5 protein-coding genes are annotated in these 5,745 nt (G+C 56.0%); 4 read left to right on the top strand and 1 reads right to left on the bottom strand.

Annotation, left to right across the window (positions count from 1 at the left end):
* Positions 1–81: 81 nt before the first annotated feature.
* From P5540_19655 to P5540_19645, 3 genes are read left to right on the top strand one after another with little or no spacing between them, the layout of a single operon-like run.
* Positions 82–1,005, top strand: coding sequence for a magnesium transporter CorA family protein (locus P5540_19655; GenBank protein HRT67030.1), 924 nt, complete (start codon positions 82–84; stop codon positions 1,003–1,005).
* Positions 1,006–1,028: 23 nt separating this feature from the next.
* Positions 1,029–2,117 carry a DUF1080 domain-containing protein gene (locus tag P5540_19650; protein HRT67029.1) on the top strand — a complete coding sequence of 363 codons (1,089 nt, stop codon included), beginning with the start codon at positions 1,029–1,031 and terminating at the stop codon, positions 2,115–2,117.
* Between the two features lie 31 nt (positions 2,118–2,148).
* Positions 2,149–2,754, top strand: a complete 606-nt coding sequence (locus P5540_19645; GenBank protein HRT67028.1) for a DUF1080 domain-containing protein — start codon at positions 2,149–2,151, stop codon at positions 2,752–2,754.
* Between the two features lie 85 nt (positions 2,755–2,839).
* Here the strand turns inward: P5540_19645 and P5540_19640 are convergent, their stop codons facing one another.
* On the bottom strand, positions 2,840–3,595 hold the full coding sequence (locus P5540_19640; GenBank protein HRT67027.1) for a hypothetical protein: 756 nt from the start codon (positions 3,593–3,595) through the stop codon (positions 2,840–2,842).
* A 303-nt stretch (positions 3,596–3,898) separates the two neighbouring features.
* Between P5540_19640 and P5540_19635 the strand changes: the two genes are divergently transcribed.
* Positions 3,899–5,443: a radical SAM protein gene (locus P5540_19635; protein ID HRT67026.1), complete on the top strand. Its 1,545-nt coding sequence runs from the start codon at positions 3,899–3,901 to the stop codon at positions 5,441–5,443.
* The last annotated feature ends 302 nt before the right edge of the window (positions 5,444–5,745 follow it).

Genomic DNA, 5,745 nt, shown 5'->3' with positions numbered 1-5,745 from the left:
TGAAGTTTTCGTTTCCATACCGCTGCGGAATTCTGGTATGATTCTTTCCCATGTGTACTCAACCGGCGGAATGTGGTGTCCATGCAGAAAAAATTCAAACTGGCCAACGGCCATCTTGTCGAGACGCAGGATGACGATGCTTGCATCATCTGTTATGTTGCGCCCGACGATGCCGAAAAACGCCACCTCGTCGAGGACCTCTGCATTGACCAACACACGCTGGCATCCGCCCTTGACCCCGACGAATTGTCCCGCCTCGAATTTGAACCGGATCATGCGGCGCTCATCATGAAGCGCCCGCGTAATTACTGCGCAAAAGATCAATTCATGTTCCGCGTCACCTCGATGGGCCTGTTTCTGTTTCAGGACCGGCTGATTGTAGTGGCAGCGGAGGACGACACCGTGTTCGCGGGCAAGCCCTTCGTGGCGGTTCAAACACCGCTCGACGTCGTGCTGAGGTTGCTCTACCGCCACATTTTCCATTTCCTCGAGCATCTGCGCGTAATCAATATGGTGACGGACGAACTCGAGGACAAAATTAACGCCTCGATGGAAAACCGGTTTTTGATCAATCTCTTCACGCTTGAAAAGAGCCTGGTCTATTATCTGAACGCCATCCACACGAACAGCGTGCTGATTTCCAAAATTCGCATGAATGCCAGCAAACTGGGACTCGGCGCCGAACAGATGGAGTTTCTGGACGACATCGGCGTCGAGAACGACCAGTGTTACCGCCTTGCGGAAATCTACTCGAACGTTTTGTCGGGGCTGATGGATGCGCGCGTGTCGATCGTCAGCAACAACCTCAACCTCATCATGAAGACGCTGACCATCATCACGATAGGGATCATGGCGCCCACCTTTGTCGTCAGCGCATTCTCGATGAACGTGTTGCTGCCGTTTTTCGAACACGACAATCCGTGGGCGTGGTGGGCCATCATGGCGTTGTCTTTTGCCTCGGGCGCGGGCGTCCTGTTGTTCTACCGGTTCAAGAAATTTTTCTGACCAACAAAGGAGGAAATGGCGACATGCGTAATGGGTTACGAACGATCACGATCCTGCTGGCGGTGGCCGCATGCCTTTCAATGAATGCGAAAGCGGATGAATGGATCAACCTGTTCGACAAGGAAACCTTGTTCGGCTGGACCCTGTTCGGGCAGGGAAACTGGTCTGTCGCGGACGGTAATCTGGTATGCGACACGGGCGCGGGCGGTTGGCTTGCGACAACGAGTCAGTTTGCGGATTTCGAACTCATTGTAAGAATGCGTGTCGAAGCGGACGGCTCGGCGGGTCTCGCATTTCGCGCCGGACTCGAAGGCCATCCGAGCGAAAACGGGTCAAACTGGATTACGATCGCCGAACCCAAAGGCGCCAAGCCGGACTGGCATGAAATAAAGGTGACGGCCAGCGGCCCGAATGTCTCGGCCACCCTTGACGGCAAGGAAGGCAATGTCTTGGGCGGCGGCCGCGCGCGCGGCTATATCGGCATCCTCTATTACCGAGACGGCAAAGTCGAAGTCGAGAGCATGAAACTGCGTCCGCTGAATTTGAAGCCGATTTTCAACGGAAAGAATCTCGACGGCTGGAACATCATCCCAGGCCGAAAATCCGAGTTCAACGTCGTTGACGGCGCGCTGAACATCAAGAACGGCAACGGCCAGATAGAAACAGCGGAAACCTACAAGGATTTCTGCCTGCAACTCGACATCTTCTCCAACGGCGACCATCTGAACAGCGGCGTTTTCTACCGCAGCCCCGCCGGCGTGTTCTGGAAAGGCTACGAATCGCAGGTGCGCAATGAATGGGAAGGCGATGATCGCGCCAAGCCGAAGGATTTCGGCACGGGCGGCAACTACGGTAACCAGCCGGCGCGCAAAGTGGTTTCAAGCGACCGCGAATGGTTCACCAAAACGATCGTCGTTGACGGCAACCATGCGGCCGTCTGGATCAACGGTTATTTGACCAGCGATTTTCTCGATGTCCGGCCTCGATCCCTGCAAAGCCAGGGCAAGGAAGGATACGTGGCGGGACCGGGCACGATAACCCTGCAGGGCCATGACCCGACGACCGATCTGTCCTTCAAGAATATCGTCATTCAGGAATATCCCGGCAACTAACTTGGGCAAAACGAGCGAAAGGAGAGTCGGCATGCGCAAGACCGGTGTGTATGCGATGGGTGTGCTGTTTCTGACGGCTGTGTGCGGGGCGTGGGCGGCGGAAGACGAATGGAAACCCCTGTTCAACGGAAAGGACTTGAGCGGATGGCAAAACGCCCGACAACCCGGCGGAGAAAACAAGTGGACCGTCGAGGATGGCGCCATGACGAACGCCCTTCATGGCAATGACATCGCCACGATCGAAACATTCAAGGATTTCGATCTCAAACTCGAATACAAGACCGTAAAGGGCGGCAACAGCGGCGTCTATCTCCGCGGACGCGTCGAAATCCAAGTCCTCGACAGTTTCGGCAAGAACCCGCCCGGCAATGGCGACGACGGCGCCATTTACGGCCAGTTCCCGCCGAAGGTCAACGCATCCAAACCGGCCGGTGAATGGAATGTCCTGGAAGCCCATTTCAAGGGCAACAAAGTCTCGGCCAAACTGAACGGACAAGTCATTCACGACAATCAGGAAATCGTCAAGGTTACCGGCGGTGCGCTGCCCGGCGGATTGAACGACGCCGGCCCCCTCATGTTGCAGGGCGACCACGGCAAAGTCTGGTACCGCAATATCATGATTCGGCCTGCCAAGTAGTCGCCGAAATCGCGCTTTTACAAACCCGAAGCCGGAAATCCAACCTTTGGACTTCCGGCTTCGGCGTCTATTGGAATCAGGGATTTTATTCCCTGAGAAAGGCGATGTCGCCGATATCCGTGTCGAGATTGACGTTTGCCCCACCGCCATTGACCCGGCCCGCGGCCTGAGCGCCAAGCCCGTCGTTCACGACATTAATCCCCCAGAACTCGCTAGCCGTGATCCGGCCCACCCGTGTTATGGCCTCGGCATCAAAGGCGCTGCCCTCCGGCAAATACAGTTTGGTGTCGCCGATTTGCACCGCGCTGGCGATGCTTTCACCGGCCAGCGGCAAGGGATGATTGATCGTTAAATCGCCCACGTTCACCTGGGCGACAAGGGTGCCGTGAATGCCCGTAATCGTCACATCGCCCACATCTTGGCCCACGTTGAGAATCGCGCGCGCCGGCATCTTGATGTCCAGTTCGATGGAGGGACTATACGGCCGATCGACGGTAACCGGCATTACGTCGCGGACGGTAAGCCCCGGCGTATTCGCGGAAGTTTCGATCACAACCGCCATCTGGTCGAAATAAATGTCCGGATCGGGCGCCGGACCGAACCAACGGTAAAATACGCTTACCTTTTTACGGTACGTAATTGACACGGAATTTTGATTCCATGCCGACACCGTCACGTCGCCGATGATGCTTTGCACATTGAGTTGTCCACCCGGCGCGAATTCACGGACCTCCGTGTATTCTTGATCAACAAACTCCCGAATGGGGCATCCCGTCAGTCCTGCCGCCATGACCGCCGCGGCAATTCCAAAGATCATAAATCGCAGTTTCTGCGTCTTCATCGTACCCACTCCCTTCTGTCTGCCTTGCGTTACTTTCTATCATAAATTACCGTTCTGTGCGAAAAATGTGACACATGGCCGAACGCCGGCTCTCAGAAAAAAAGGTTAGATCCGTCGGATCGGACCGATCCGTCGGATTTCACCCACACCCAATGGGGAACATCTTGCCTTGTCTCACTTGTTTGTGTAGGGGTATTATACGCGCCGAGGCTTATTTTCTTGACGGCGTTTGGACTACCGGACGCGCGCCTTTTTCATGCGCACACAGGCAGGGAACCCGGCACGGGATTCCAGAGGTTTTTGATGAAAGGCTTATTCATTTCACTCCAGCGCAATTTGAATATCATCGGATTGAAACTGCTGCACGAGTTGCTTGTCAGCCGCGGCCATGATTCGCATTTGCTGTATTCAATTCGCTACGACGAAAACAACCGGGTGGCCATGGAAGCCCTGAAAACCTTTGTGGCCGAACTTCGCCCTCAATTAATCGGCATCAGCCTGACCGTTACCGAGGCGCGAGCGGCCACGTCTCTAACGCATCATCTGAAGGACTGGTTTCCGGAGGTTCCGGTCCTCTGGGGAGGCGTGCATCCCACGACCAGTCCCGCGGAGTGTGCGAAAATTGCCGACTATGTCTGTGTCGGCGAGGGCGAACAGACCTTGCTGGACGTGGCCGCGGCCATTGACGAGGGCCGCGATCTCAAAGGGATCAACAATATCGGCTGGGACGACAACGGCCAACTGGTCCTAAACCCCCTGTATCCCCTCGTCGAAAACCTGGACGCGTACCCCTTTGCTCACCAAGTGCCGAAAAACACCCATATTCAAATCCACGGGGACGTCGAGGCCATGACGGTCAAGCACCTTCGGCGCCACAAGGCGTTCCGGGGAAGCCTTTACCGCACGATTACCTCACGGGGTTGCCCGCACCGCTGTTCCTATTGCTGCAACAGTTATTATTCGAAACTTTATCCAAACTGGGGCATTCGGCACCGCCCCGTCGAGGATGTGATGCAGGAATTGGAGGCGGCCATCCGCGAGGGACCGCCTATGGCGTACGTGTCCTTTATGGATGACTGCCTGTTCGCGTCGCGGCAGGACTATCTGGACGAATTCTTCGCCCAGTACAAGGCGCGAATCAACAAGCCCTTCATCGCAAAGGCCACGCCCCTCTTCGTGCGGAAGGAACGCCTGGAACCGGCCATTGCGGCCGGTTTGACCTGGATTGGCGTCGGCCTTCAAAGCGGAAGCGAGCGCGTGTGCCGGGAAGTGTTCAAACGTCCGATACCCCCCGAGGAATTTCTTCGCGCGGCGCGGCTGATCCATTCCTACCGGCTCGCCGTCTATTACGACGTCATCGTGGACAATCCCCTCGAAACCGTGGAAGACGAACTGGCCACGGTAGACGTGTTGATGCGCACGCCGATGCCTTTCTTTCTAAGCCTCTTCTCCTTGGTCCTGTACGACAAGGCCGAGATCCGCGAAGAAGTGATGAAGAAGCGCCCCGAGCGAATCGAAGCTCCCGATGCCAAGGATCTCTATGTCATTCGGCCCACACTGCTCAACGCGCTGAAATTCTCCGCCATGACCGTTCCCAGATTTATCATGCGGCATCTCATGGCGAGGTACAGACGCTCGCCGGATGCCCTGACGACAAAAATCTTGATTCGCACGTTTCGTGCATTGGGACGCTTTTTCTTACAGCCATTGGCCTATGCCGTGCTTTTGTATCGTTCCCAGCGCGGATCGCTGATCAACACCATCCGCGTCCTGCCCTATGTGCTCGACTTGCGGTTCGTGTCCATCTTCAATATCTTCGACACCAATCCGGACAGCACGGAAGAGTAAGCGGCCATGCACGCGGTCGCCGCAGCCGGATTTCGCAGCAACCGTAGGACAGACTGTCCAGTCTCTCCGCCATGTAAACAGGCCGGACAGTACATCCTCGGAGTTTGTACGTTTTAGTCCGTTGGACTTTATGCATTACCGATTAGGACACTCGTCGAATGGGGTCTTACGAAGGGCAGGTTAGTCCTGGAGGGACGGGTTGATTGTAGCCTAGGAGGTACTCCTGGGATGCGGGAAAACGACAAACGACAGTCCCGGAGGGACGGGTTGATTGTAGCCCAGGAGGTACTCCTGGGATGCGG

This window comes from Candidatus Hydrogenedentota bacterium (assembly GCA_035450225.1).
In the GTDB taxonomy this organism is placed as follows: Bacteria; Hydrogenedentota; Hydrogenedentia; order Hydrogenedentales; family SLHB01; genus DSVR01.
Note: the sequence above shows the minus strand (reverse complement) of the source record. Positions and strands in the feature narration are given on the sequence as shown.